The sequence below is a fragment of the Vibrio sp. R10-SG-ISO4 genome, from assembly GCF_059834135.1.
The window spans coordinates 99480-123617 of record NZ_JCBDHJ010000011.1 but is presented as its reverse complement, the minus strand read 5'-3'; the positions used below and the strand labels follow the sequence as shown (position 1 = coordinate 123617).

Here is a 24138-nt window from a genome sequence, read left to right as displayed (position 1 = left end):
CTTATTGTCGTGTGTTTTTCAATCTCACTTTAGTAAATAGTTTTGTTTATAGCAGGTCAAGCCTATTACCAAAATAATTCTCAATGAAATTTAATTACAATTTAATGAAACCAAAAAACCAAATCGTGAGCCGTGTGTCATTTGGTGCGAAACTTTGTTTCGAAATCCTCCTCTACTCCTCCCGATTAGTGTGATCTCAACCAAATCAACGGCGTACTCCCACATTCCTCCTCCCTTCTCATCCCCCTCAAATTAATCTGAGGTGGAGGAAGTCAGCCTTACCCCGCTTCGTTAATCTAGCCACAGTTGAAACGAACGAGGATGAAGCGCAAGCCAAGTCCTATCTTACCTCTCTTTTTCAAACACTCCGTTACTGCCTTGCGGGATGTCCTTAGAGGAAGAGAGCAAAAGAATAATAATCCCTATAAATGGAGTTAAATAATGAAAAAAGTAAGTGTAATTGCTGCTGCAGTGGCTGCGACTCTCGCTGCTGGCTCTGCATTCGCAGAAGATAAAGTGAACCAGGGTTGGCAAGTCAACGGTTATGGTCACCTGCTCTACAATGCTGGTCAGTCTTTAGCACTCAATGAAACATGGGAACACCGTCGCGACTACCGTGCTGCTGGCGCGCCTTTCTCTGGCAACCCAAACCAAGTTGAATTCACAGTGACACGCGGCGATAACTACGAAAACGGTGCGTGGTCTAAATACGTTCTAAAAACAGAGTACGGCAATAACGAAGGTGGTAACGGTCGTGGTTTCTACGGTTCATCTTCAGGTAACGAAGGCCATTTGGAGACCGGTCAACTTGAGTTTAAAGAAGCTTATGTAGAGTTGGGTGATCTTTCCTACTTTGCTGAAGGTACGAGTGTTTGGGCTGGTAAACGGTACCTAAACCGTCAGGCTGGTATTATCACTAAAGAGTTCTGGAAACAATCATCTGGCGTGGGCGGTGGTATCCAATACAAAGATATGGGTATCGCGGTTGTTTCTGCGGATTCAGGTGAAGGTAGTTGCTTTGATTCGAATACTGGTAACAACTCAAGCTGCAAGAACAACGGCGTTGATGATAAGGGCCGTAGTAAAACAATGACGTCAGTAGACTTGTACTATTATGGTGTGGAAGCGCTAGGTGGACGCTTTGATTTTGACGCTAAGTTTATGAGTCGTGCCAATGTAGAGTCAGACGACACAGCAGACAGCGGCTTTGGTCTTTCAGTTACCTATTCTCGTGACTACTACGGCTTCGATGGTTGGTCATTGACAGCTCTTACCTATGGTGAGGGTGTAGCTGCTAACCGTGGTGTGAACTTTGGACAATGGAGTGGTAACTGGCAGGAAGATGATGAGTCTTTGTTCTTTACCTCTTACGGTGTGGCTAATGTGACTGATAACCTTCAGTTAGGTACTGAATTAACGATTTGGAACCTTAAAAACAGCGAAGGCACTATATTTGGCAGCCAGGAAGAAGTAACCAGAGGAATCTTAGGTGTAACTCCTTCATACAAAGTTAACGAAAACTTTAGAATGGAAGCGACACTGACTTATGCAATAGAAGATATCGCTGATAAAGGAGCTTGGGGTCGAGAAGATAATGCGACTGCGTTCTATACGGCTACACTTGCTCCAGTGTTGACTGTTAATGCTGATTACTGGGGACGCCCGCAAATCAAGCCTTACGTAACTTACATGACATCTTCTGATGACGGTTACACATGGTCTAAAAGCGCTAAGGGTGATGAAACACGCTTCGGTGTCGAAGCTGAAATCTGGTTCTAACACCTAGTCATAGTCCTCATTTACTGTTACTAACTATAAGGCGGCCCTAGAGGTCGCCTTTTCTGCTCTCTACCCAAAGGATGAATGATGAAACAGAGTCTATTAATTTTGATGTCGGGCCTTAGCCTTTTGGGGTGTGTCTCTGACCAATCGATTGAACAAAAATTGGAGCTACAACCACTCTCTGCGTCGGTATGTTGTGAGGCGGCGACGGCGTATCCATGGATAACGTTGAACCAAGAGCAGCAGCTTAAATTTCAAATCAACGAGTCTTCGCCTGTTGACGTGTTCCCAAGCGGAAAAAGTTATTTTGCGCCGTTTGTTTTTGACCAACAATCGGGTTTTGTGGACTTGCTTATTCGCAGCAATATGGAAGATGGACTCGTTGCTATCCCGGTCGTTGAACTGCTTAACAAGGATTTCCAAACCGTAAAAACGCTGACAAAAGCCGACTTTAAAATCGTATTCTCAGATGCGTTTGCTCGCAATCGGTTTGAACTTGAAATGAAAGTGGATTCAGTTGAAACACCTTATATGGTGATTTATACCGACAACAGTCAGTTAGCCAGTAAGGTAGTCGTCCCTCATCCGGCAAAGTTACGTGCAGAGGAATCTGGAGAACCGATGCCAATTGTGACTGACCCTACGTATCTTGCTTCTAACGTCGGATACTTTTCGATTGAAGTAGAAACTTTGTCACTGAGTGGCTTCGGGCAGAAAGAGCTTGTTGAAAACTCAGAAGGTTCAGCGGCTAAGTTGAACAAAGCGCCTAAAGTGCAAGCCATATCGGAAACCCAAAACTACTACCACAACGGGATAAAGTCTGCCGTTCAGGCGGGAGAGATCGACAAAGCCTTGAGCCTGCTAGAAGAAGCCAAAGCGCTCAATGTTGAAGGTGCACAAGAGACCTTTATCAAAGCGGTGAATGCGCGCTAACCACTAGCGATTCGTACGTAGTTAATGGTACGAATAGTTTATAGAAAGAAGCCCATGTGGAGGATAAATCCACATGGGCTTTTTCTTGGTTGTATATATCTGTAGTCTGAATGGAACAAGTGAGGCGCCTATCGGCGCCTCGTCTTGCTTAGGTTAGTTGGCCTTTACCACAGAAAGCACAGGCTGAGTATCGCTGTCGTTTTGTAGGTAAACGGCATTAAGCGTAAAGGTGTAGTCACCCGCTTCGCTGATGGTGACTGAGCAGTTGCCGTCGCTACCAAGTGGTAGTGAGCTGCTGGCTTGTGCGGCGTTGTCGCAACCGATGTTGGGGTTACTCCAACCTGAGTCGGCGAATTTGAACGCGTAGCTTCCGGCATCGAGGGTATGGGTGACGCTGTAGATGCCGTTGCCAATAAAGCTCATCGCCCAGTTCGCATCATCGCTCCAACCATTCATTTCACCTTTGACATACACGGTGGTGTCGCCGTACGGTGGCGTGTCGGAAAGATCTTTACTGCTCACGGGTAAGCCAGCGCCTTGGACGCCAGATTGCTCTTGAACAAACACAGCGGTGGTGAGTGCTGGCACGCTAAAGGTGTTACCGCTAAAACTTGCCCCTTGGACATCGCTGTCTGCCGAGTTTTGTTGCACGGCGTGCAAGGTAAAGTTGCTCGCGCTTGCGATATCGAAGTCTTGTGTCTGTGCCGTGGCGTTGACGATGACCACAATCGCATCATAGTTGGCATCCAAATCGTCGCCTGCGCTCACGCCATCGTCAATAGACATGACAATCAGCCCCTGAGTTTGCTCAGATCCGACATTATGGAAATCAACGCGGTTTTGTACCTCGGTCAAACTTGGCAAACGGAACAGCTCACTGGTGCTGCGTATGGTGAGCAGCTCGAGGAACTGTTGTTTGCTCAGCTCGATATCGGTCGGGACAGGTTTTGCGGTGCTGTCACTGAGCAGGGTTTGAATCAGCGGCCAGTTGGCGCCATCTTTGTCTTCACGCGGTAGGCCGACATTCCAGTTGTTGTCTGAGCCATCAAAGCGTACGCGGTTGAACCAATCGCCCGAATCATAAGAATCACGCTGCATCGATTTCGAACGCAGCAACTCCGAGCCCATATGAATGAACGGAATGCCTTGGCTAAGCATCACGGTAGAGAGTGCCACCGTCTGCATTCTGGCGCGATCGGCGCTGCTGATGCCTGTCGCAATCTTATAGGCGTTGTTGTCCCACAAGGTTTGGTTGTCGTGTTTAGAGACATACGAAATGTTCTCAGACGGTTTGTGAGTGTAACCTGCCGGCGCACCGTTGTAGTCGATGTTTTTCCCCATCTGCAGCGTGCCTTCATAATCGGTGAGGCGATAATCGGCAAGGTTACCGGCCATGCCAAGACGCACCAAATCTTGATTGTGCAGCATGGCATCAAGATAAGCCTGATCTTGAGTCACCTCTTCGTTGGGGTATGCCGCGTTGGCAAAGCCCTGATTAAAGCGAAGTGGGTGCTTACCTTGTGAGTTTTGTCCGCCGTCAAATGGGCTGCCACCACGTACTGCATCCCGCAGGCGATCGGAGAAGGTACCGATCTCGGTGCCTGCCATGTTAATTTGCGTGGCTTGATCAAAACGAGCGTTATTGGCCACCTCACCAAAATCCCAACCTTCACCATAGAAGAGGGTGTCAGGGTCGATGCTGCGCACTTGCTCTAACGCGTAGACCATCAGATCTTTTGGCTGGTGGCCCATCAAGTCAAAACGGAAACCATCGACTTTGTAATCGTTGGCCCACACTTTGAGCGAATCAACCATCAACTTGCCCATCATCAAGTTTTCTGTTGCCGTGTTATCACAACAGGTGGACATCTCGACTTGGCCAGTATTGTTGTCTAGACGGTGGTAATACCCAGGGACAATTTTATCGAGCACCGATTTTTCATTGATGCCAGAGGCGTTCGTGTGGTTGTAGACCACATCCATCACCAGCTTCAACTCCATATCGTGTGCCGCTTTGACCATTTCACGGAATTCGACAATGCGCGTGGTGCCTTCGGGGTTGGTCGCGTAGCTGCCTTCAGGGACGGTGTAGTGGAACGGATCGTATCCCCAGTTAAAGCTGTCTAGCATGCGCAGATCATTCATGAGTGCTTGCGCCGCCCCTGTCGTGGGGTCATAGCTGTTGAGTACATCTTCGATGATCTCGTTGTCGCCATTGGTCTCACAAATCGCCGCTGTGGATTTAATAGCGCATAGCTTGCCCACGGTATCGGTAATATCGACGCGATTGTCGCTCTCTTCATCCACCGTCGCAATGTCGAAGGCGGGTAAAATATGCAGCGTGGTCAGACCGGCATCTTTGAGCGCTTGTAGGTGCTGGACGGATTCACGTGACGCTTCGGTCAACGCGGTGTATTTACCGTTGAGCTCAGGGCTGCCAAGCTGATCACTGAAGCTGAAGTCACGCAGATGCGATTCATACAGGACGTGATCTTCATCTTTAGCCAGAACCGGGCTGGTGGAGTTTTCCCAGCCGCTAGGCATAAGAGTGCTATCGTTGAGATCCACCACTTGTGAGTAGCGTGAATTGCTGGAAAGGCTGAGTGAGTATGGGTCTGTGACTAAACGGGTTTCCACTACGCCCGTGGTTGGATGATATACGGTGACTTGATATTGATAATAGAGGCCGACTTTGTCATTCAGCGCCTCAGACGACCAAATGCCGGTTGTCGTGTTTTCACTTAGCGTCACGCGCTCTAGTTCCGTTTTATCGGTATCGTAGATCACCAATTCAACGTTCTTTGCAGTGGGCGCCCACAGTTTGAAGGTGGTATCGCCTTGCTCAACGATGGCGCCGAGTGTTTCAGCCATTGCATTACCCGCATCGCTTGCGGCGAATACCGCATCCAATACACCCGCTTTTTGTACTTCGGTTGAGGCCACCAAGTGACCACTGTTGTTATAAGCCGCGACCACCACTTGCGATTTTAGAATGGTGTGCAGTGTGGCGTCATCGACATCCAGTGTCATTGCGCCCAATTCTGCGAGATGGCGAAAACGTGTTCTCAGGTCATCGCTTAGGCTGCCACTGGTTGAGATGGCAACTTCAGTTCCACCTTGAATGGTTTTGTCACTGCTCATCGAAATGCCGCCGTTTGGCGCGTAAAAGAGCTTGACCGATGCGGCGCTTGAGGCGCTTTCCCATGCGAGTGTATCACGGTTTAGCCAGTGTGCTTTGCGCCCATCAATCACGACTGGTCGCTCTTTGGTGGGTGTATAGTACAGCTCACTGCTACCATGGAAGCCAAATAGGCTGCGTGTGGGACCAAGTTTGGTCAAATCCACTTTAGCATTCTGGCTACCAAAGGCTTTCTCATCGCCTTTGTGGAGAATAAAGTTCATGCAGTTATGTGGATCTGAAGCGTCAAGATCGACCTTGAGCACGTAATACGCGCCATAGGTGGCGCTGATACCTGTATGAAGATAAGGCGCGTTCCAATCCGTACCGGTGTCGGCAATGTCCATTGCTGGTAAATCAGTACTGGTGCATCCCTCCCCATTCCAAAGGTGCATGCCCCAACCGTCATAATCACTGCCGGTTGATTGCGCCGCAATCTCGCTATCGCGTTTGTAGTAGATCACCACCTCATCGTATGCCGCTGGGTAGAGGTCGTCTCCCTCTTCGGTGGGTGGATTGAGTTTACAACCCGCCAAGGCGGCCACGGCAAGCATGGGTATGATGGCCTTAACCACCGGATTAAACGTGTAGTGTTTCATCGTTATGTGCTTCCATTCTCTGTTGATTAGCAACAAAAAGCATACGATTGAGAGGCCACGCCATGTGTGAGTACCAGAGCTAAAGTTGCTTTGGTGTGAGAAATAATGGCGTGATTGAGTGCGCCTCACATCTCTGGTTGAAAAGTGAACAATAAATGTTTTTAGGATCACAAAATAGCGTGTAAAAATAAGACTCAATTCGCGTAGAGGAGGAGGGGTGAGGCGTAGTAAAGGAGGAGAACTCAACCTAAATTATGTGAGTTCAGTAGGAGAAAATAAGGTGCATATTTTTTGTTGTAAAATAACAGTCTCAGATCTGAATTTATCAGATTGGTGGGTTAAATTGTCAAAAAACTCATTTAGAATCGGTACTTTAGTTGACAGCGACAATTGATGACCACGGATGGAAAAATGACGTCAATAAAACTCGGCAGTAGTGAGATTACCCCTAGCAAAATCGTCTGTATTGGCCGCAACTATATCGAACATATTCACGAGTTGGGTAACGCCGTTCCAGAGCAGATGGTGGTGTTTAATAAGCCAGCCAGTGCGATTACGTCAACCTTGTCCTCTTTTCATCAAGAGCCGCTTCATTACGAAGCAGAGATCTGTTTTGTGGTGACGAACGGAGAGTATAGCCATGTCGGGCTAGGGCTTGATTTGACCAAACGCGGATTGCAGTCGTCTCTCAAAGGGAAAGGGTTACCCTGGGAGCGAGCAAAAGCGTTTGATGGCTCTGCGGTGCTTAGCCGTTTTATGCCACTCGATGGCATAGAGGTGAATGCGCTGAGCATTGAGCTCTACATCAACTGCGTGCGCGTTCAAAAAGGTGCAGTCACGCAGATGATCTATTCTCCACAAACAATTTTGCAAGAGCTCGGCAGCTACACCACGCTATATGACGGGGATGTGGTCATGACAGGCACGCCACAAGGTGTGGGTGAAGTGCACAGTGGCGATCGCTTCCTTGCGCGGTTGAAAACTGATGACACCACCTTGATGGAGATTGAGTGGATTGCACATTAATCGGATGTGTGAGTTACATCAGTTTCAATAGTAGGAAAAGACACATACTGATGACGGTGGTCAGTAATACGTTTTTGGTTTTCCAAGCAATCAAGGCCGCAATCACTGCGCCCACTAAATAGGGATTGCTGTGTGACAGCCACAGATCTCCTTCCGGCATAAAGACAATCGGTGCCCAAATGGCGGTTAATACCGCAGGCGCTGAGTAGCTGAGCAAGCGCTGCATACTATGATTGAGCTTGAGTGGTAATTTGGGCTCAAGAAACAGGTAGCGGCTGAGAAACACCAACGCCGTCATCGCTAAAATTGACCCTAAAATCATACCGCTCTCCCTTTCACTTGCTCCGTCACATAACCTGCCAACATGCCACTGATACTCGCTAGCATCAGTCCTCCATCGAGTGAGAAATAGTGACAAGTGACCGCGACGATCAGCGAAGTGAGTACGGCAACGATCACTGGCGACGACTGAATATTGGGCACGACGATGGCAATAAAGGTCGCCGCAACCGCAAACTCAAGACCGAGCTCATTCATCATCGGGATTTGATTGCCAAGCACAATGCCTGCTAAGGTCGCTAAGTTCCAACAAAGATAAAAACTGAGGCCAGCGCCCAAGGCATACCAGCGATCGAACTGCTGCTCAGATTGCTGACCACAGATAGCAAACAGTTCATCGGTCAGCAAAAAACCGAGCGTCAGACGCCATTTTAGAGGCAGTGGACTGATTCGATTGCGCATCGACACGCTGTACAGCAAATGACGGGAAGTAATAAAGAAGGTGGTGAGCAACATAGTGGCAAGCCCTGCGCCCGCTTTAAACATGCCCGTTGCGACTAATTGCGCGGAACCCGCAAACAAAATCGCCGAGAGCGCTTGGCTCTCTAAACTGGTCAATCCCGCGTCGATGGCAAACGAGCCTGCGAGCAATCCCCAAGGGATCACCGCAATGCTCAGAGGCACCATAGCAAGGCTACCTTTGAGAAATTGTTCTCGTTTACTGGTTTGGTGGGTGGGGAGTGTGTCGGTATCCATAAGCCTCAATTATCCGTTTTGCACTGGTCTCTATTTTTCGCCAGGTGAAAAGCCAGCGCGATAGGCGACATGCCATTGATTCTGCTAGCTTATCGATAATGAGGCCGTTATACAAAGCGCTTTCGTGTCACAAAAGCGCTTGAGTGCTAAAGGTGCGTTAAGCTGGTTTGATGTTCACTGATGAGCAAATCCATCACTTGCTGAGCGTGGCTGCTGGCTTCGGCAAAACTTTGCTCAGGTGGGAAGACTTCGACCACTTCGTAATAACATTTAATTTTAGGTTCAGTGCCGGAAGGGCGAACAATCACACGCGCGCCACCCGCGAGATGATAGATAAGCACATCACTGGCCGGTAAATTTATGGTCTCCACTCGACCATCTTGATGGGTGGTGGTGAGCGTTTTGAGATCGTCGACCCGTTCGATGTCACGCCCTGCAATTTGGCTGACTGGTGAGGCTCTTAGGCTCTCTCCAATAGCGGGGGCGCTTGGGTCAAGGGCAATACTGCGCTGCGCATTGACCACCATGCCATGTTGACGATAAATCGTCTCCAGTTGATCCCACACGGTTTTTCCTTGGCGTGCTAACTCTGCCGTCAACTGAGCAAACGCCACCAGCGCTGACAGGCCATCTTTATCCCAGACAGTGGTGCCAATGGTGTAACCTAACGCCTCTTCATAGGCAAACAGGAACGGGCGCTCACTCGATACTTTACTCATGGCAACGTTAGTCAGCCACTTAAAGCCCGTCAGCGTTTGGTAGTACTCACCGCCAAGCGAGCGTGCGATGCTGGCGAGCAGTGTCGAAGAGACAATGGTATTTCCCACTAGCGGCGTGACACCTTGGCTACGATCAAAATGACTCAGTAGATAATGACCAAACAGCGCGCCCACTTGATCGCCGGTTAACATTTGATAGTCGCCTTGCGCGGTTCTCGCCGCCACCGCAAAGCGATCCGCATCGGGATCATTGGCGCAGGCGAGATCGGCGTTGTGCGCCTTGGCTAATTCAATCACTTTGTCCATCGCGCCCGCTTCTTCGGGGTTGGGGAAGTTGACGGTCGGGAAATGGCCATCTGGCTCACGCTGATCTTTGACGCTGTATACTTGGTTAAAGCCCGCATCGCCGAGCAGGGCTTCTGCCATCTCTGCGCCGACACCATGCATGGCGGTGTAGCTGATGGTGATGGGCGCAGGCGCTTGGCTGAGTTGCGGGTGAGTGTTGATGGCCTGTCGATAGGTGTTGTAGTACGCGTCATCAAGCCAAACGAGCAAGCCTTGATCCTCAGCATCACTAAGATCCATCAGCGCGAGCGGCGCCGTCGCGGCGTCTTCAATGTGCTTCGCAATGCCGGAATCATGCGGTGGAATGATCTGAGCGCCATTCTCCCAGTAGACTTTAAATCCGTTGTATTCCGGTGGGTTGTGGCTAGCTGTCACCACCACCGCCGCTGCCGCGCCAAAGTGTTTGACACCAAACGCCACGATAGGCGTCGCGGCAACGTGATGCGTGAGAAAGACTTTAATCCCAAGGGCCGTCAGTACCGCAGCGGTATCGTGTGCAAACTGTTTGGAATCGATGCGGCCATCGTAGCCGACCACGACGCCGCGCTCAGCCGCCTGTGGGATTTGTGCTAGCAGATAGTGACCTAGCCCTTTGGCGGTTTCTTGAATCACCAACCTATTCATACGGTTAGGCCCACAACCCACTTTGCCCCTTAGGCCCGCGGTGCCAAATTCGAGCCGTTGGCTAAAACGATCGTCAAGTTCTGCTTGTTGCTGCTGCTCGATGAGACGTTGTAGCTCTTCACGGGTGGCGGGATCGGGATCGCGTGCTAGCCATTGATCATACTGTTTCATGTTAAGGGGTCCTCGTAGGTCTTGCGACTGACGGTTTGTATGTCGTTCTCTTTGTATTGTAGCTATCTATTACAGCAATGGACGACAGTGTAACTATGGTTGTGATGATTTTAATTGATATCAATTATCATTTATAGGAGCGCAATCGTTAAATCACTATGCGGCCAAAATGGCTATGCCGACAAAATTACTTTGCCGATAAAAAACATTGGGTCACAAAAAAATCATTGGACCTTGTCAACCGCTTGCACAATCTGAAAACGCCAACTAGCTTTTAATTACATTCATTTTGTTAACATAAACATAACAAATTAAACCAAATTTCGCTGTTTATAGGAATCAACTGAGCGACTCCCTTCGGGTGATGTGTAGTAGGCCAAGGTGCGGTGAGGGAACGCTGAGTTCAAGCGAGTTAGCCAGTAGGCTACCGAGCAAAGGAGACATCGTTTGAAACGAGTACAGCAGGCACTGTGGCGATTACTTGGGCAATGGCTTGGCTATGGAATAACCAGTGTGTGGTTGGTGTTACCCGCCCACGCGTCGGCCGAGGAAAGCCCCAAGGACACCACCTACAACATGACACAAGGTGTGACCAATATCAGCGGTCAGGTGTATGAACTGCACATGCTGATTTTTTACATCTGCTGCGCCATCGCACTGGTGGTGTTTGGCATCATGTTCTATTCCATGTATCACCACCGAAAATCCAAAGGCGCGGTTGCGGCGCATTTCCACGAAAGCACCAAAGTCGAAGTGATCTGGACGGTGATCCCGATAGTCATCTTGGTCTTGATGGCAATCCCCGCCACCAAAACCTTAGTGGCCATGGAAGACACGTCACAATCGGACTTAACGATCAAAATCACCGGGTCGCAATGGAAGTGGCACTACAGCTACTTTGATGAAGACGTCGAGTTTTTCAGCTTGCTCGCGACCAGTCAAAAAGCGATCGATGGCATTGAAGAAAAAGGCGCCCATTACCTGCTGGAGGTTGATAACCCCTTAGTGCTGCCGATCAATCGCAAAGTACGATTTTTGATGACGTCCGATGATGTGATCCACTCTTGGTGGGTGCCAGATTTTGCAGTCAAGAAAGACACCATTCCAGGATTTATTAACGAGGCGTGGACGCGCATCGATAAGCCTGGGGTGTATCGCGGCCAATGTGCTGAGTTGTGTGGGAGGGCGCATGGTTTTATGCCGATCGTGGTCCACGCAATGGAAGAAGCAGAGTACGAGCAGTGGCTAGCGGATAAAAAAACACAACTCGCTTTAGCCAAACAAGAGGCTGCGACGTCGCTGACGGCAACACTCTCTCTCGAAGAGCTCGTCACCTTGGGCGAGAAAGTCTATCTCGATCGCTGCGCGGTATGTCACCAAGCCAATGGCGCTGGTATTCCGGGGGCGTTCCCGGCAATCACGGGCAGTAAAGTGGCGACGGGTGAGATAAACAATCACATTGACACCATTGTCTATGGCCGCCCGGGCACCGCCATGCAGGCGTTTGCCAATCAATTGACCGACAAAGAAATTGCGGCGGTGGTGACTTATCAACGTAATGGACTGGGTAATAATACGGGTGACGTCATACAAGCGTCAGACGTCGATGCCTATAAAGCTTCAAAAAGCGCTAACAATGCTGGCGCAGCCGAGGAGGGACAATGAAAACGTCCAAATCTGACTCTATGACGGCAGACAACGTCAAATCTGCGCCTGTAACGGATGCGGAGCTAAGCCGCGCTGGTCACGCTGAGGGCGTGATAGAAGATCATCATGACGATCACCACGATGCGCCAAGCGGTATTTACCGCTGGATTTACTCCACCAACCACAAAGACATCGGCACGCTCTATCTTTGGTTCAGCTTTATCATGTTCCTTACTGGCGGCGCGATGGCGATGGTGATTCGCGCTGAGTTGTTCCAACCGGGTCTACAACTGGTGGAGCCGCAGTTTTTTAACCAAATGACCACGGTTCATGGATTGATCATGGTGTTTGGCGCCGTAATGCCGGCTTTTACTGGGCTTGCAAACTGGATGATTCCAATGATGATTGGCGCGCCGGATATGGCGCTACCTCGCATGAACAACTTGAGTTTTTGGATTCTGCCTTTTGCGTTCTTGATTCTGATTGCCTCGCTGTTTACTGAAGGCGGTGGCCCCGATTTCGGTTGGACGTTTTATGCGCCGCTGTCGACCACCTATGGCCCTGATAGCACCGCGCTGTTTGTCTTCTCTGTACATATTATGGGCATCAGCTCCATCATGGGCGCGATCAACGTCATCGTCACTATCGTCAACATGCGTGCGCCAGGCATGACTTGGTTCAAAATGCCCATGTTTGTTTGGACTTGGCTTATCACCGCGTTTCTGCTGATCGCGGTCATGCCGGTGTTGGCAGGGGCGGTCACCATGGTGTTGACCGATAAGTACTTTGGCACCTCGTTTTTTGATGCGGCTGGGGGCGGCGATCCGGTGATGTTCCAGCACATTTTCTGGTTCTTTGGTCACCCGGAAGTGTACATCATGATTTTGCCCTCATTCGGTATCATTTCGGCGATTATCCCCGCTTTTAGTGGTAAAAAACTCTTTGGTTATCACTCAATGGTCTACGCGACGTGCAGTATCGCGCTGCTCTCCTTTTTGGTTTGGGCGCACCACATGTTTACGACCGGCATGCCGGTGTTTGCTGAGCTGTTCTTTATGTATTGCACCATGCTTATCGCGGTGCCGACTGGGGTGAAAGTGTTTAACTGGGTCGCGACTATGTGGCGAGGGGCAATGACGTTTGAAACGCCTATGTTGTTTGCTATCGCGTTTATCATTCTTTTCACGATTGGGGGATTTTCGGGCTTGATGTTGGCGATCGTTCCTGCGGATTTCCAGTATCACGATACCTACTTTGTGGTGGCACATTTTCACTATGTCTTAGTCTCGGGTGCGGTCTTCTCGATCATGGCGGCAGCGTATTACTGGTTGCCGAAGTGGACGGGTCACATGTATGACCATAGGTTGAGCTTGTGGCATTTCTGGTGCTCGGTCATTTCCGTCAATATCTTGTTCTTTCCGATGCATTTTCTTGGCCTTGCGGGGATGCCAAGACGCATTCCTGATTACGCCATTCAGTTTGCCGACGTCAATCAAATCGTCTCCATTGGTGGGTTTGCCTTTGGTCTCTCTCAACTGATTTTCTTGTGGCTCGTCATTAAGTGCATTCGCGGCGGCGAAAAGGCAAGCGCGAAACCGTGGGAGCGTGCAGAAGGTTTGGAGTGGAGCGTGCCTAGCCCTGCACCACATCACACCTTTTCAACACCACCTAAGATTGATTGAGGTGAGAGATGAACCAAGCAAATGCGAACCAGAAATTGACCTTAAAGCTGTGCGCTGCGGTCGTCGCTATGTTCGGTTTTGGTTTTGCACTCGTGCCGCTGTATGACGTGATGTGCGATGCGTTGGGCATCAATGGCAAAACCAACAGCGAGTCGGTGGTGGCACCTGCCGGGTTGAGTATCGATACCTCGCGCACCGTGAGAGTGGAATTTATGGCGCACAATAATCCGGGTATCGAGTGGCAGTTTCAACCCAAATTGACCCATCTCGATGTGCACCCGGGCGAGGTGATTCAAACCGCGTATCAGGCGAAAAACCTCGCCAATCATACCGTAGTGGGGCAAGCAGTACCGTCGGTCTCACCCGGCCTAGGGGCCACCTATTTCAACAAAATAGAGTGCTTTTGTTTTAATCAGCAGCCCCTAGATTCAGGGGCAGATGCCGAGATGCCACTGATTTTTTACATCGAACCGGACATTCCCGATTCGATTCATACACTGACACTCTCTTACACCCTGTACGACATCACGCAAAAAGAGACGCCACCTGCTGTTGATGATGCCTCAACGCCTGTCACTGCGATGGCTCGGGTCGCATCGGTGCCACTGGCGGCTCAAGACATATTCCGTCAAGGTAGTCGGAGTCAAGGTAATGGACGTCAAGAGAATGGAAGTCGAGGTATTGTGAGTCAAGAAAGGGTGAGTCAAGGAAGCCTTGAGCAAGGAGTTACCCCATGAGTACGAAACATCAACCGTATTTTGTTCCCGCGCAGAGTAGCTGGCCTATCGTCGGCGCCGTGGCGCTCTTTTTAATTGCTGTTGGCGCCGGGATCACGGTGCAGAGTATGGCAGAAGGGGGCGATACCAGTGTCTTCGGAAAGCTGATCTTAACCGCAGGCTTACTGTTTTTACTCTATATGTTTGCAGGTTGGTTTAGCAATGTGATCACTGAGAGCATGAGTGGCAAATACTCCGAGCAGCTTTCTCGCTCGTTTCGTCAGGGAATGAGCTGGTTTATCTTCTCGGAAATCATGTTCTTTGGCGCCTTTTTTGGTGCGCTGTTTTACGCGCGCATGGTTTCTGTCCCTTGGCTTGGCGGCGCGAGTAACAACGCCATGACTCATGAGGTGCTGTGGCCCGCTTTTGAGGCGTTGTGGCCGCTCACCACCACTCCCTCAGGCACGACCACCACAGCGATGCCTTGGCAGGGCATCCCGCTGATCAATACCTTGTTGCTGCTGACTTCCTCCATCACGCTGCATTTGGCCCACACCAGTTTGGAAAAAAATCACCGTATGGCCCTGATCGTTTGGTTGGAGCTGACGATTGTGTTGGCCTGCTTCTTCCTTTACTACCAAGGGGTGGAATATGTGCACGCCTATCAAGATTTAGGGCTCACTCTGCAATCCGGGGTGTACGGCAACACCTTCTTTTTGCTGACGGGATTTCATGGCATGCACGTGCTGCTCGGGACAACGTTTTTGATCATTTTGCTGGCACGTGTGGCGAAAGACCATTTTACGCCGAAGGACCATTTCGCTTTCCAAGCGGGCAGTTGGTATTGGCACTTTGTGGATGTGGTGTGGCTGTGTTTGTTTGTCTTTGTCTACGTGCTTTAAAGAGGTAGACAAAGAAAAAGACAGGCAGATGAGAGCGGTTAATAGGGGCGCACGTTCGGCTCAATGAAACCACTAAGCAGCGCGGCAATTAACAAAATGACCGCGAGAGCAGAGAGGAACACACGTCGCCCCAAATAGTGACTCATGGGTTTGTTGTCTTCTTTGGAGGTGTCTTGGCGCGGGCCTTTGACCATCTCAATTAATGCAAGGCCAAGATTAAACAGAATGAACAGTAGTAAGAGCACGAGCAGCAGTTTAAACAAAAAAATCATCCGAGATTCCTTACGTCGCCGGTTTTATACCCGAGGCTTTGCGTTGATGGTTCTGTTAACTGTGGTTGCCTTTTGCTTTTTGGTCAAACTTGGCTTGTGGCAGCTCTCGCGCGCAGAAGAAAAAGCGCAGATCGCGCAAAGCGTCGCAGAGCATTTGCAGCAAGGCCCTGTCGCGCTTAGTGCGTTGTCTCAAGCGCAGAGAGCGCAGCCAACCGGTGTGATGGTGCATTTCGATTACACCCCCATCGCAGGAAAAACCGTCTTGCTCGACAATCAGTCATACCAAGGCAAGGTTGGCTACTTAGCGATTCAATTGGTGGATGTGCGTGGTGTGGATGAGCATCTGTTGGTCGAGCGCGGTTGGGTGGAAGCAAAAGCAACACGAGATGTATTACCTGAGGTGGAGTGGTTGCGCGAGCCCGGTTCGATGAGCGCAAGGTTGTATCAGAAATCGTTCAACCCGCTCAGCAATGAGCTGTATTACGAAGCGGGCAACCCCGCGCGGGTGCAAAACATCAATACAGAGGCGCTTACCAAACAGTGGGCCGCACCGATGGCGACATTTATTGCGCAGCCTACCACTTGGTCGATGGGTGCAACCACTGGGGAAAGTTGGCCCTACCCTCAGCCGTGGCAACCCATATCGATGAGCCCAGAGAAGCATTTGGGTTACGCCGTGCAATGGTTCTCTATGGCGCTGGCTTTGCTACTGATTGTCTCACTGCTGCTGTTTCGTACCATCAAAAGAACGCTTGCAGAGGTCAAGGCGCATCATCGCAGCCTAGACTCTACTCACAAGGAGGTGTCGCATGACTCATGCCGCTAAAATGGGAACCCCGAATTCGGTCGATACACGTCGTGTCACCCGAGGGCGCTTGACGCTGATCGCGTTGGTGCTGTTTTTCACTCTCCCCGTGATTGCCGCCAAGGCGATTTTGGTCAAGCAGTGGTACAACTCGGGCGTGACCAATAAAGGGACTCTAATCGAACCGCTCACCACCTTTGATTCGCTCGGTGTCGCCAATCCTTTTCAGCATAAACAGTGGCAACTGGGCTACGTCTTGCCGAGCGAATGTGAGGCGCGATGCCAACAGCAAATTCATCTTCTTGGTCAAACTCACATTGCACTAGGAAAATATAAAGAACGCGTCACCCCAGTCTTGCTGCGCACCGATAAAAGCGCACCGTACCTAGAAGAGCACGTGCTGACCAGCATTGCGATCAATGAGGCGTTTCATCAAGTGGTCGGGGACTTTGAGTATGTGATTATCGACCCATTGGGGCAGTTAGTGATGCGTTATCCACCAGAGCAAGACCTCGCCCAACTACCCGCGCAAAGCAAAGGCTTACTGGCGGATTTGCGCAAATTGCTCAAGCTGTCTCGCGTCGGGTAAGGGGGAAGTGTGATTACGTTACTAAGAGCCAGTTTACTGCTCACCTTGATGGTCATTCTTCTTGGTGCCTATACCCGTTTGGCTGACGCAGGGCTCGGGTGTCCGGATTGGCCCGGTTGTTATGGCCATTTAACGGTGCCCAATGAAAGCCACGAACTGGCCAAAGCGACCGCGCTTTACCCTGAGCTGACGGTAGAAGCTGACAAGGCGTGGCTTGAGATGATCCATCGCTACTTTGCCGGCAGCCTTGGCTTACTGGTATTTGCTATCCCCTACCTTGGCTTGAAGCATCGAGCGTTACCTGTTGGGCTGTCTCTCGCACTCCCTGCCGTGATTGTGTTTCAAGCGTTACTGGGGATGTGGACGGTCACGATGAAGCTGATGCCGATTGTCGTCATGGGGCACCTGCTTGGTGGTTTTACGCTGTTTAGCCTTCTTTGTTTGAGCTATTGGCATGTGACTCGTTATCCTTTGGCGCACCGACTGGGTGACATTTCAGTATCTCGTGGACTGCGCTGGTTGGCTGGGATCACGGCATTGATAGTGGTAGCGCAGGTGGCGTTAGGGGGATGGACCTCATCAAATTACGCCGCGCTGATGTGTACTTCGCTGCCGATTTGTGAGGGAAACTGGACGCAATATTTGGATTTTGGGACGGCCTTTGAGCTTATCCAGCCTAAGAGTGAGAGTTACGAATTCGGTACTCTCGACTATGGCGCGCGAATGACGATTCATGTCACGCATCGTTTTGGCGCTATGCTGGTGATGCTGTTTGTTCTCGCGTTGGTGGTTGCGCTTAAGCGTTATCGGAATACGGAGTTTACCCTCTGTGCCCATTGGCTACTTGGGCTGTTGGTCCTTCAAATCGCATTGGGAGTAAGTAACGTACTGCTCAGTTTACCTTTGGCTATTGCCGTTGCACACAACCTGGGCGCAGCGCTGCTGTTGGTCGCCACGCTGAGAGCCAATTACTTGCTGAGCCAAGTCAGTGCGTCAACGAAAGCGACGCAGCGCATCAGCCCGAGAATCGCCGCGTCTGTGAGGGTGCAATCCCCAAAGCGCCAGTCAGTGATCGACATTAAGGAGAGTGCTCATGAGTAAAACCGCGACGTTTACCTCCAGCGCGGAGAAATCACTCGCGCATCACTATTTCACGCTCACTAAACCGAAAGTGGTGGCACTGATGCTGCTTACCGCACTGGTGGGGATGTGTTTGGCCGTGGAAGGCTCACTACCCATACAGAAAACGGTGCTTGGATTGGTCGGCATCGCCTTGATGGCGGGTTCAGCAGCGGCGTTTAATCACCTGATCGATCGCCGAATTGACGCGATTATGGCGCGTACTTATCAAAGACCTCTGCCCTCTGGTCGCATCAAGGCGGTCAATGTATTTGTGTTCGCCTTTGCTCTTGGCGCCGTGGGGATGGGGGTGTTGCTCTTTGGCGTCAACGCACTCACGGCTTGGCTGACATTAGCGAGCCTTCTTGGTTACGCGGTGGTGTACACGCTCTACCTTAAACGTGCGACACCGCAAAACATTGTTATCGCAGGGATCGCTGGCGCTATGCCTCCCTTACTTGGTTGGACGGCGGTCACAGGTGAGATGCACGCACACGCTTGGTTGCTGGTGATGATCATCTTCATCTGGACCCCGCCTCATTTTTGGGCGCTGGCTATCCATCGCAAAGCGGATTATGCCAAAGCCGACATCCCCATGCTCCCTGTGACGCATGGCGAGGAGTACACCAAAACCTCGATCTTGCTCTACACCGTGCTGTTGACCTTGGTTTGCTTAATGCCTGCCTTAGTCGGTATGGCAGGCACCATGTATTGGGTCGGGGCAACTCTGCTCTGCCTCGGCTTTGTTGCTCATGCCTGGAAACTGAAATTCGCCCCCACCGACAAGTCAGCCATTGAGACGTTTAAGTACTCAATCTATCAGTTAATGCTGCTGTTTCTGCTGCTTTTAGTTGATCATTACTGGATGTAAATATTAATGTACGGATGGTGTAAATTTTAAAGTTGGAGATAATATTGCCTTTTAAATAAAATAATGCTTGCAAGCCTTGTTTTTGGCAGATAAGTTACTGGGAACAGAGTGACGAGAGATTGAACATTTTTGCATCACTGTCTTTGATGCTGTGTTCAGGCCAAGAAAATAGGAAGAAGTAAGCGATGTTTCAAACTGATGATGTACGAATTAACCAAGTAAAAGAGTTATTACCCCCTGTTGCTGTTTTAGAGAAGTTTCCGGCGACTGAGTCTGCTTCTTCAACCACGTTTCGTTCGCGTGAAGCGATTTCTAATATTTTAAAAGGCGATGATGACCGTTTGTTGGTCATCATCGGGCCTTGTTCTATTCATGATCCTGAAGCCGCGTTGGAATATGGTCAGCGTCTCAAGGTTTTGCGTGATGAGTTGGGTGATCGTCTTGAAGTCGTGATGCGCGTTTATTTTGAAAAGCCGCGTACCACCGTTGGCTGGAAAGGCTTGATCAACGACCCGTACTTAAATGACTCATTTGCGATCAATGATGGTTTGCGTATGGGGCGTAAATTACTGTTGGATTTGACCGACATGGGCATGCCAACCGCAAGCGAATTTTTAGACATGATCACCCCGCAGTATGTGGCGGATTTGATCAGCTGGGGCGCGATTGGTGCACGTACGACAGAGTCACAAGTGCACCGTGAACTCGCCTCGGGTCTCTCTTGCCCGGTTGGATTTAAGAACGGCACGGATGGCAACATCAAGATCGCGTCTGATGCAATTCGAAGCGCTGGCGCATCGCACCACTTCCTTTCGGTGACCAAATTTGGCCATTCAGCCATTGTCGAGACAGCAGGCAACCCAGATTGCCACATTATTCTGCGTGGTGGTAAAGAGCCAAACTACAGCGCCGATCACGTCGGCACCATCAAAGCGGAGCTGGAAGCCTCAGGTTTGCCACGAAAAGTGATGATCGACTTTAGCCATGCGAACAGTTCAAAGCAGTACCAAAACCAGATGGTTGTGGCAGAGGACGTGGCAGGACAAATTGCAGGCGGTGAAGACGCAGTATTTGGCGTGATGATTGAATCTCACCTTGTGGAAGGTCGCCAAGATTTGGTGGCGGGCTGTGAGCTGACGTACGGTCAATCGATTACCGATGCGTGTATTGGCTGGGATGATACCGAGAAGGTACTGCGCCAGCTCGCTCAAGCGGTCGAAACGCGTCGTAATAACCGTTAATTCTCACCTTCTTGACCTCTTTCCAAGAAAAACGGGCTCTGCGGAGCCCGTTTGCTTTTCTATTGCACTCGCTAATGTGCGTTAGCGGCTAATGTTCTCGTTCACTTTTTACTCGCGCTTGGTGCCGACAAAGGCAACAACGACCTTGTCGTCTCCTAAGGTACGAGAGAATACGTACTCTTGGTTGTTGTCAATCACACGGTGGACTCCGCCGCCAATCGCTGGGTGATTCTGACGAAATTGACCCACACGCTGCCAGTGCGCAAGAAGCGCCTGGCGCTCTTTATCCAGTGTCCAAAGCATGTCTGAGCGTGTCCCTTGATGGAAGTCATCGGCATAAGGGCCTATTTCACGTCCCACTTCATCGCCGTAATAGACTTGGACTGCCCCCGGGCTGAGCAGCAGCGCGTTGGCGGCACTGCGCTGCACATCAAGCGAGTTGAACCGGCTGAAAAACAGTTCGGTATCGTGTGATGACATGTAGCTTACCGGGGTAAAGTCCGGCGTTTCTTGCATGGAATCTGCGTAGTTTTGATAGGTGCTTTGCATCTTGCTAAAACACGCTGCGCCCTTATCCATTTTCTTTTGTAGATCAAAGTTGATTAGGGCATCAAAGCCTTGGTCGGCATAGGGAGAGCGGTAAGCCGAGTGCCCCCAGACTTCGCCCATCATCCAAAACGGCTCGCCCGATTGATCATTGGCTTCACGCCACTGCTCTAAGCTTGTACTGGCTTGCTCTTTGAGTCGTTGCCACACTTCGCCCTCGACGTGTTTGACGGTATCAACACGAAAACCATCAATACCAAAACGTTTAACCCAGTCACTATGCCATTCAATCAGATAATCCGAGACGCGATAATTGTCGCGGCGTTGAACGCGTGTGCCCGGGTTCTCCAATAGCCATTGCGGCGGTGTCACAAATTGTTGTGATTCAGTACGGAAGTCAGGTAACCCAGCCAGTGTCATTTCGATGTCGCTGGAGCCCGGTGCAGGGTATCCCGGTAGGCCCGCTCTGACCCAATCGCCACCCCACCAAGATTGCCATTGTGGGCTGTTGTAATCGATGGCTTGGTGGAAACTGTGCCAATTCTCATCATCGTTTGGCTGCCAATCTTGCCAAGTGGCCGGCATTTTACCTGCATTGACAACGTCGATGTTGTCGGTTTGCAGATCGGCTAAGGTGGCGTACCCCGAATGGTTGATCACGGCATCGAGGAAAATCTTCATACCGCGTTTGTGGGCTTCGGCGACTAACGTTTTCAGGTCGTCCTCTTGCCCAAAGTTGGCGTCAATTTTCGTGAAATCACGAGTCCAGTAGCCGTGATAACTGTAAAACGGGAAGCTGCCCTTTTCGCCGCCCCCCACAAAGCCATGCACCTGTTCTACTATGGGTGATAGCCAAATCACATCCGTTCCTAAGCTTTGAATGTAATCGAGTTTTTCTATCACCCCTTTAAGATCGCCGCCGTGGAAGGTGCCCACTTCATCTTTGCCATCCTTGCGACGACCGTAGCTGGCATCATTACTGGTATCGCCGTTGTGGAACCTGTCCACCATAGCGAAATAAATGTTGGCGTTACGATAGGTAAAGTCGCGCTCTACGGGCTCTGTGAGCACTGGTTCAAGGAGTAGGACGCCACCACTGCTCTCACTCGGTTCGAGTGAGACTTGGCCGTCGCGAACGGTGACGATTTGACCGCTTAAGGCCTCTTTTAGCTCGGTACCATCGGGGAAGGTGTCACCTAAGTTTAGTGTGACGGGGCCACCCACGTATTGACGACAATTCACATCCGGTAGTGGTCGTTTGAACGTTGTAGTGGTGTTTTTCTTCGCTTCGCGGGCGATCACCAATGTATTCGCATCGGCATCGTATTCGAAGGAGTAATCGCCGCTAAAGCGGATGTTGATGGGCAGAGTCGTTGCCGTTTGACAGTTCAGGGCAATCGGCTGCCTAAACTTGACCTGCTCGAGGTTTGTGGTGGGGCAGTCACCACCGGTAGGGGAAATGTGTAGCGTATACTCTTGCTTGGGCAGCGGTAGGACCAAGGGCGTATCGCTATTGAGAGGAAAATCTCGGCTGGTGGTTGTGGTTGAGAGAGTGAGCGTGGGTGACGCGAATGCAGTCGCACTCAACAGCCCACCAATCACTATGCAGTGTGGTTGATATCGTTTCACGTTCTGTCCTTGTTGTTTTTTTAGACAGAATACTGTGAACGAAGCGGCGCCACATCCTACCCCCGATCTACGCCCTAAATTTTGCTCTTAGTCACAGTTCTTTCGGGCTGTGACGATGAAGAAATTGCAGCATCGACGCCTGGTCAAGATAGCCATCGGGTTTTTTATGGGCGCGTAAATATTGGTATGCCGCGATCACTTTGCGATGTTGCTCGATGGGCTCTGGTGTTTGGCCCATGACAGTCTCATACGCCATGGTGTAAGCGGGCATATCGACCACTTCCGCCTGCCTGTAGAGATACCCACACCCTGTGGCTAACCACTCCAGTGAGCAGTTGGCCTTCATCGCGATCTGATTCGCTTTGGCCAAGCTGGGTTCGCTACCTTTGAGATATTTGCGAATCAGGGCTTCGGAGAGCTCGACCCGACGCGCAAAACCAGAAATGGACTCTTCACCGATGAGGGCTTGAAGACGCAGTGCAAAACTCATTTTCGTACTCCAGTTCGAAATTCTGCACAGTATACGTTGTAGGTTGAAACAAACAAGAATAGGGTAGAAGCGTTCTTTTTTAGGAGGTAAAAGATGGTGTCTAAAGTAACAATTGCGCCGCAGGGCCCCGAATTTTCACAGATGATTCAAGGCTACTGGCGTTTAGCAGAATGGGGTATGACGCCGCAAGAGCGTTTGACGTTCCTTAAGCAGCACATTGAGCTAGGCGTAACCACGGTAGACCATGCGGACATTTACGGTGGCTACGAGTGTGAGCAGCTGTTTGGTGAAGCGTTGAAGCTGGATCCTTGTGTACGTGACCAAATTGAGATTGTCACTAAGTGCGATATCAACCTATGCGTGGACAAGTTCCCGCAGCGTAAAGTGAACCACTACGACACCAGTGCGGCCCACATTTACCAATCGGTGAATAATTCACTGGAGCGTTTGGCAGTGGAGCAGATTGATGTATTGCTGATCCATCGTCCAGATGCCTTGATGGACGCAGACGAAGTGGCAGAGGCTTTTACCGAGCTACGCAAAGTAGGTAAAGTGAAGCACTTTGGTGTATCGAACTTTTCTCCTCGTCAGTTCGAACTGCTGCAATCGCGCGTTTCTCAGCCTCTGGTGACCAATCAGGTGGAAATTAACCCACTCAATTTTGATGTTGTCCATGACGGCACCCTAGATCAAATGCAAATGCTTCGCACGCTACCGATGGCGTGGTCTTGTCTTGGTGGAGGCAGCATTTTCAGCGGGGACACAGAGCAAGCAGCTCGCGTACGTGATGAACTGGAAGCGATCCGCGCTGAAATCGGCGCAAGCAGCATCGATCAAGTGATCTACGCCTGGGTATGTCGTCTACCGTCGAATCCGCTGCCTATTATCGGTTCAGGCAAAATTGAGCGAGTGAAATCGGCCGTCGAGTCGCTTCCGTTCGAGCTCACACGTGAGCAGTGGTATCGTGTTTGGGTTGCATCGAAAGGGCACGGTGTGCCATAGAAATCGCAAAAGAATAATAATGAGAAGGGAGTCAGCATTTGCTGGCTCTTTTTGTTTTATCGTCCCCTATACTGAAAGTGTCAAATATCACTGTTGAGACTGTGGCGAAAAAGCTTAATCTTTTCTTACTCTCGCTATGAGATTGAGTGATGATGTTAGATGTGCATGTTTTTTGCTTCTCTAAAATTACAACTCTAATAATAAATTCTCGTTTC

19 protein-coding genes and 1 pseudogene are annotated in these 24138 nt (G+C 50.4%); 13 read left to right on the top strand and 7 right to left on the bottom strand.

Annotated features, from left to right (window positions below; translation table 11 throughout):
- Nucleotides 1–441: 441 nt before the first annotated feature.
- Together AC6R03_RS06295 and AC6R03_RS06290 are read left to right on the top strand one after the other, a co-directional pair.
- Nucleotides 442–1779 carry a carbohydrate porin gene (locus AC6R03_RS06295; RefSeq protein WP_500630206.1) on the top strand — a complete coding sequence of 446 codons (1338 nt, stop codon included), beginning with the start codon at nt 442–444 and terminating at the stop codon, nt 1777–1779.
- 84 nt (nt 1780–1863) lie between these two features.
- A complete protein-coding gene (locus AC6R03_RS06290) occupies nt 1864–2715 on the top strand; it encodes a MalM family protein (RefSeq protein ID WP_500630205.1) in 852 nt (283 codons plus the stop codon).
- Between the two features lie 153 nt (nt 2716–2868).
- Here AC6R03_RS06290 and pulA read toward each other — a convergent pair whose 3' ends face one another.
- The gene (gene pulA / locus AC6R03_RS06285; RefSeq protein WP_500630204.1) at nt 2869–6492 is read right to left on the bottom strand and encodes a pullulanase-type alpha-1,6-glucosidase; all 3624 of its coding nucleotides are present in this window, start codon (nt 6490–6492) and stop codon (nt 2869–2871) included.
- Nucleotides 6493–6903: 411 nt separating this feature from the next.
- Between pulA and AC6R03_RS06280 the strand changes: the two genes are divergently transcribed.
- The gene (locus tag AC6R03_RS06280; protein ID WP_500626784.1) at nt 6904–7518 is read left to right on the top strand and encodes a fumarylacetoacetate hydrolase family protein; all 615 of its coding nucleotides are present in this window, start codon (nt 6904–6906) and stop codon (nt 7516–7518) included.
- A gap of 13 nt (nt 7519–7531) precedes the next feature.
- Here AC6R03_RS06280 and AC6R03_RS06275 read toward each other — a convergent pair whose 3' ends face one another.
- The 3 genes from AC6R03_RS06275 to AC6R03_RS06265 form a co-directional block, all read right to left on the bottom strand.
- Nucleotides 7532–7840, bottom strand: a complete 309-nt coding sequence (locus AC6R03_RS06275; protein ID WP_500630203.1) for an AzlD domain-containing protein — start codon at nt 7838–7840, stop codon at nt 7532–7534.
- Nucleotides 7837–8553 (bottom strand): AzlC family ABC transporter permease, encoded by a 717-nt coding sequence (locus AC6R03_RS06270; protein ID WP_500628472.1) that lies wholly within the window; start codon nt 8551–8553, stop codon nt 7837–7839. Before AC6R03_RS06270 ends, AC6R03_RS06275 begins: the two co-directional genes overlap by 4 nt.
- A gap of 146 nt (nt 8554–8699) precedes the next feature.
- The gene (locus tag AC6R03_RS06265; RefSeq protein WP_500630202.1) at nt 8700–10412 is read right to left on the bottom strand and encodes a phospho-sugar mutase; all 1713 of its coding nucleotides are present in this window, start codon (nt 10410–10412) and stop codon (nt 8700–8702) included.
- A 504-nt stretch (nt 10413–10916) separates the two neighbouring features.
- Here AC6R03_RS06265 and coxB point away from each other — a divergent pair.
- From coxB to AC6R03_RS06245, 4 genes and pseudogenes are all read left to right on the top strand, one after another.
- Complete coding sequence (gene coxB, locus AC6R03_RS06260; RefSeq protein ID WP_500630262.1) at nt 10917–12077, top strand: cytochrome c oxidase subunit II; 1161 nt, start codon at nt 10917–10919, stop codon at nt 12075–12077.
- Nucleotides 12074–13741, top strand: coding sequence for a cytochrome c oxidase subunit I (gene ctaD / locus AC6R03_RS06255; protein ID WP_334552161.1), 1668 nt, complete (start codon nt 12074–12076; stop codon nt 13739–13741). The genes coxB and ctaD overlap by 4 nt, the downstream gene beginning before the upstream one ends.
- 8 nt (nt 13742–13749) lie before the next feature.
- Nucleotides 13750–14319: pseudogene (locus AC6R03_RS06250) on the top strand (cytochrome c oxidase assembly protein); the annotation flags it as partial.
- 155 nt (nt 14320–14474) lie between these two features.
- Nucleotides 14475–15359 (top strand): cytochrome c oxidase subunit 3, encoded by an 885-nt coding sequence (locus AC6R03_RS06245; RefSeq protein ID WP_500628470.1) that lies wholly within the window; start codon nt 14475–14477, stop codon nt 15357–15359.
- Between the two features lie 38 nt (nt 15360–15397).
- Here the strand turns inward: AC6R03_RS06245 and AC6R03_RS06240 are convergent, their stop codons facing one another.
- The gene (locus AC6R03_RS06240) at nt 15398–15631 is read right to left on the bottom strand and encodes a DUF2909 family protein (RefSeq protein ID WP_487902182.1); all 234 of its coding nucleotides are present in this window, start codon (nt 15629–15631) and stop codon (nt 15398–15400) included.
- 46 nt (nt 15632–15677) lie between these two features.
- Here AC6R03_RS06240 and AC6R03_RS06235 point away from each other — a divergent pair, with 46 nt between their 5' ends.
- From AC6R03_RS06235 to aroG, 5 genes are all read left to right on the top strand, one after another.
- A complete protein-coding gene (locus tag AC6R03_RS06235; protein ID WP_500630201.1) occupies nt 15678–16457 on the top strand; it encodes an SURF1 family protein in 780 nt (259 codons plus the stop codon).
- Nucleotides 16441–17025: a redox-active disulfide-containing membrane protein gene (locus AC6R03_RS06230; protein WP_500630200.1), complete on the top strand. Its 585-nt coding sequence runs from the start codon at nt 16441–16443 to the stop codon at nt 17023–17025. The genes AC6R03_RS06235 and AC6R03_RS06230 overlap by 17 nt, the downstream gene beginning before the upstream one ends.
- A 9-nt stretch (nt 17026–17034) precedes the next feature.
- Nucleotides 17035–18126: a COX15/CtaA family protein gene (locus tag AC6R03_RS06225; RefSeq protein ID WP_500630199.1), complete on the top strand. Its 1092-nt coding sequence runs from the start codon at nt 17035–17037 to the stop codon at nt 18124–18126.
- On the top strand, nt 18119–19015 hold the full coding sequence (gene cyoE / locus AC6R03_RS06220; protein ID WP_500630198.1) for a heme o synthase: 897 nt from the start codon (nt 18119–18121) through the stop codon (nt 19013–19015). The genes AC6R03_RS06225 and cyoE overlap by 8 nt, the downstream gene beginning before the upstream one ends.
- 185 nt (nt 19016–19200) lie before the next feature.
- Nucleotides 19201–20256: a 3-deoxy-7-phosphoheptulonate synthase AroG gene (gene aroG / locus AC6R03_RS06215; RefSeq protein WP_500630197.1), complete on the top strand. Its 1056-nt coding sequence runs from the start codon at nt 19201–19203 to the stop codon at nt 20254–20256.
- A 108-nt stretch (nt 20257–20364) separates the two neighbouring features.
- On the opposite strand, the gene AC6R03_RS06210 is transcribed toward aroG, so the two are convergent.
- Both AC6R03_RS06210 and AC6R03_RS06205 read right to left on the bottom strand, forming a co-directional pair.
- On the bottom strand, nt 20365–22431 hold the full coding sequence (locus AC6R03_RS06210) for an alpha-amylase (protein ID WP_500630196.1): 2067 nt from the start codon (nt 22429–22431) through the stop codon (nt 20365–20367).
- Nucleotides 22432–22522: 91 nt separating this feature from the next.
- Nucleotides 22523–22921 (bottom strand): XRE family transcriptional regulator, encoded by a 399-nt coding sequence (locus AC6R03_RS06205; RefSeq protein WP_500630195.1) that lies wholly within the window; start codon nt 22919–22921, stop codon nt 22523–22525.
- 93 nt (nt 22922–23014) lie between these two features.
- Between AC6R03_RS06205 and AC6R03_RS06200 the strand changes: the two genes are divergently transcribed.
- Nucleotides 23015–23923 carry an aldo/keto reductase gene (locus AC6R03_RS06200; RefSeq protein WP_500630194.1) on the top strand — a complete coding sequence of 303 codons (909 nt, stop codon included), beginning with the start codon at nt 23015–23017 and terminating at the stop codon, nt 23921–23923.
- Nucleotides 23924–24138: the final 215 nt, after the last annotated feature.

Excerpts from the sequence above, each read along its gene's own strand:
- AC6R03_RS06290 (WP_500630205.1), top strand. The coding sequence starts at position 1,864 with ATGATGAAACAGAGTCTATTAATTTTGATGTCGGGCCTTAGCCTTTTG.
- aroG (WP_500630197.1), top strand. The coding sequence starts at position 19,201 with ATGTTTCAAACTGATGATGTACGAATTAACCAAGTAAAAGAGTTATTA.
- pulA (WP_500630204.1), bottom strand. The coding sequence starts at position 6,492 with ATGAAACACTACACGTTTAATCCGGTGGTTAAGGCCATCATACCCATG.
- ctaD (WP_334552161.1), top strand. The coding sequence starts at position 12,074 with ATGAAAACGTCCAAATCTGACTCTATGACGGCAGACAACGTCAAATCT.
- AC6R03_RS06270 (WP_500628472.1), bottom strand. The coding sequence starts at position 8,553 with ATGGATACCGACACACTCCCCACCCACCAAACCAGTAAACGAGAACAA.
- AC6R03_RS06240 (WP_487902182.1), bottom strand. The coding sequence starts at position 15,631 with ATGATTTTTTTGTTTAAACTGCTGCTCGTGCTCTTACTACTGTTCATT.
- AC6R03_RS06280 (WP_500626784.1), top strand. The coding sequence starts at position 6,904 with ATGACGTCAATAAAACTCGGCAGTAGTGAGATTACCCCTAGCAAAATC.
- AC6R03_RS06230 (WP_500630200.1), top strand. The coding sequence starts at position 16,441 with ATGACTCATGCCGCTAAAATGGGAACCCCGAATTCGGTCGATACACGT.
- AC6R03_RS06295 (WP_500630206.1), top strand. The coding sequence starts at position 442 with ATGAAAAAAGTAAGTGTAATTGCTGCTGCAGTGGCTGCGACTCTCGCT.
- AC6R03_RS06265 (WP_500630202.1), bottom strand. The coding sequence starts at position 10,412 with ATGAAACAGTATGATCAATGGCTAGCACGCGATCCCGATCCCGCCACC.
- AC6R03_RS06200 (WP_500630194.1), top strand. The coding sequence starts at position 23,015 with ATGGTGTCTAAAGTAACAATTGCGCCGCAGGGCCCCGAATTTTCACAG.
- AC6R03_RS06245 (WP_500628470.1), top strand. The coding sequence starts at position 14,475 with ATGAGTACGAAACATCAACCGTATTTTGTTCCCGCGCAGAGTAGCTGG.
- AC6R03_RS06275 (WP_500630203.1), bottom strand. The coding sequence starts at position 7,840 with ATGATTTTAGGGTCAATTTTAGCGATGACGGCGTTGGTGTTTCTCAGC.
- AC6R03_RS06235 (WP_500630201.1), top strand. The coding sequence starts at position 15,678 with ATGGTTCTGTTAACTGTGGTTGCCTTTTGCTTTTTGGTCAAACTTGGC.
- AC6R03_RS06205 (WP_500630195.1), bottom strand. The coding sequence starts at position 22,921 with ATGAGTTTTGCACTGCGTCTTCAAGCCCTCATCGGTGAAGAGTCCATT.
- cyoE (WP_500630198.1), top strand. The coding sequence starts at position 18,119 with ATGAGTAAAACCGCGACGTTTACCTCCAGCGCGGAGAAATCACTCGCG.